Here is a 2874-nt window from a genome sequence, read left to right on the forward strand (position 1 = left end):
AACAAGCAGGAATTGACTTCGGAGTCGGCATGACCCCCGAATTTCTCAAAGAAGGAGTCGCTGTCAAAGATTTCTTCCAACCCGACCGCATTGTCATCGGCTCGCAAGACAAAAAAAGTACCAACCAACTCAAAAAACTCTTCTCAACCTTCACCTGCCCACAAATTACAACATCACTCTCAGCAGCAGAAATGATCAAATATGCCAGTAACGCCTTCCTTGCCACAAAAATATCATTCATCAACGAAATTGGTAATATGTGCAAAACCATAAACATTGATACCTACGAAGTCGCAGAAGGTATGGGACACGATCACCGAATAGGAAGAGCCTTTCTCAACGCAGGACTTGGATGGGGCGGTTCCTGCTTCCCCAAAGATGTCAAAGCACTCCACGCATGGGCTCAAAAACACCATAATGATACCCATATGCTCAAAGCAACCATTACCGTTAATGACACCCAACCAAAAAAAATGATTCAACTCCTCAAAAAACATCTCCCAGACCTAAAAGGAAAAACCATAGGAATACTCGGTCTTGCCTTCAAACCAGATACCGATGACATACGAGAAAGCCGAGCTATACCACTTATCCAAACCCTCATAAAAGAACACGCAATAATCAAAGTCTATGATCCCATGGCCATGAACAACTTCAAAACACTCTTCCCCACCATAGACTACTGCACCACCGCAGAAGAAACCCTCGATGCAGATGCAACCCTAATCGTCACTAAATGGGAAGAATTCACCACACTTAATTACAAAAATAAACTCATCATTGATGGCCGCCGACTTGACCAAGCACAACAAGGGATCTATGAAGGAATCTGTTGGTGAAACCATGATGAAATGCGTTATACCAGCCGCAGGATTTGGCACCCGCTTTCTCCCCATGACCAAAAACAGTCCCAAAGAAATGCTTCCCCTCGTTGACAAACCCGCAATACAATATGTCATCGAAGAAGCTGTCGACTCAGGAATCAACGATATACTAATCATTACCGGACGAGGAAAACGAGCAATTGAAGACCACTTTGACATCGCCTTTGAACTCGAATACATCCTCAAAGACAACAAAGACGAAAAAAAACTCAGAGAAATCCGAAAAATCGCTGAACTAGCAGATATCCACTATGTCCGTCAAAAACAACAACTAGGCCTCGGACATGCCGTTCTCTGCGCCGAAAAACATGTTGGAACCCAACCCTTCGCTGTTCTCCTCGGTGATGATATCGTCTTTTCAACGACACCCTGTACCAAACAACTCATTCAACAATACAACAAACACAAAGTCTCTATTATCGCTGTCGAACCGGTACCCGACACCCATATCCATACCTATGGGGTCATCAAATATGATGATCCTATTGATGATAAACTCTACCCTATCGTTGATCTCGTAGAAAAACCAACAAAAGAACAGGCCCCCTCAAACCTGGGAATCCTCGGACGATATATCCTTACCCCAGCAATTTTTGACTGTATACGAAACACCAAACCAGGGTATGGTGGCGAAATACAACTCACTGACGCACTGAAAGAACTCCTTAAAGAAGAACCCATTTATGCCTATGAATTTTATGGAACACGATATGATCTCGGAAATAAAATGGACTGGCTTAAAACCACGATTGATGTTGCGTTAATGCGCCAGGAATTCCGGGAGGAACTCCTCGAGTTTCTCAAACAAAAAATAACATCCTAAACTGGAGTTGATACATATATGAAATGTCTTGTAACCGGTGGCGCTGGGTTCATTGGCTCCCATCTCTGCGAACATCTCCTTCAAAACAACTATCAAATCACCTGTGTAGATAATCTCATCACCGGATCACTACGCAATATCAACCACCTCGTCAAACATGATCATTTTACATTTATCAACCATAATATCACCACACCATTATCCCATCCTGAACCTCTCGATGAAATCTATCATTTTGCCTCACCAGCATCACCTGTTGATTACTATAAATATCCCATAGAAACACTCAGAGTTGGTTCGATAGGCACCGAAGAAATGCTGAACCTAGCCCTGCAGAAAAAAGCCCGTTTTCTCCTCGCTTCAACCTCAGAGGTATATGGAGATCCAGAAATCAACCCCCAACCTGAGGAATACTGGGGACATGTCAACCCCATCGGCCCCCGATCCATCTACGATGAAGCAAAACGATATGCAGAAGCCTGCACCATGGCCTACCACCGAAAATACCATATTAACACCCGCATTGCCCGCATATTCAACACCTACGGACCCCGAATGAAAGAAGATGATGGACGCGCCGTCCCCAATTTCATCAAACAAGCACTAACCAATACACCCATAACAATCTATGGAAATGGAAAACAAACCCGTAGTTTCTGCTACATAACCGATGAAATACACGGTCTATATGCCCTAATGCAATCCAACTATCACCTACCAGTGAACATTGGCAACCCCGAAGAACGCACTATACTAGATTTAGCCACCATCATCAAAGAAATGTGTCACTCAAAATCACCTTTCATATTCAAAGACCTTCCAACCGATGATCCCAAACAACGAAAACCTGATATCACCAAAGCCAAAGAAATCCTAAACTGGGAACCAAAAATTAGTATACATGATGGTATTCAAAAAACAATAACCTGGTTTTCACAAAACAACCTATAAGAGAATCTTCATGAAACAAGTTTCAATAATTATCGCTGCATATAATGAAAAACATAATCTAGAAGATCTCATCCCATCGAAAGACGGTCATAGTGATCCGGTGGTTCTGTGTGGAAGGGCCATCGCTCAAAGGATAAAAGGTACGCCGGGGATAACAGGCTGATCTCCCCCAAGAGCTCACATCGACGGGGAGGTTTGGCACCTCGATGTCGGCTC

Annotated in this window: 2 protein-coding genes, 1 rRNA gene and 1 pseudogene; all 4 read left to right on the forward strand. The window is 43.4% G+C overall.

What is annotated here, in order from left to right:
* The coding region (locus KKC91_12975; protein MBU0479452.1) for a nucleotide sugar dehydrogenase at positions 1 to 839 on the forward strand (839 nt) is incomplete at its 5' end.
* A gap of 7 nt (positions 840 to 846) precedes the next feature.
* Complete coding sequence (gene galU, locus KKC91_12980) at positions 847 to 1707, forward strand: UTP--glucose-1-phosphate uridylyltransferase GalU (GenBank protein ID MBU0479453.1); 861 nt, start codon at positions 847 to 849, stop codon at positions 1705 to 1707.
* 18 nt (positions 1708 to 1725) lie between these two features.
* Positions 1726 to 2640: pseudogene (locus KKC91_12985) on the forward strand (SDR family oxidoreductase).
* Positions 2628 to 2874 (forward strand): 23S ribosomal RNA (locus tag KKC91_12990); the annotation flags it as partial. The pseudogene KKC91_12985 and the gene KKC91_12990, both read left to right, overlap by 13 nt.

It is taken from the genome of bacterium, from assembly GCA_018812485.1.
GTDB lineage: Bacteria > JAHJDO01 > JAHJDO01 > JAHJDO01 > JAHJDO01 > JAHJDO01.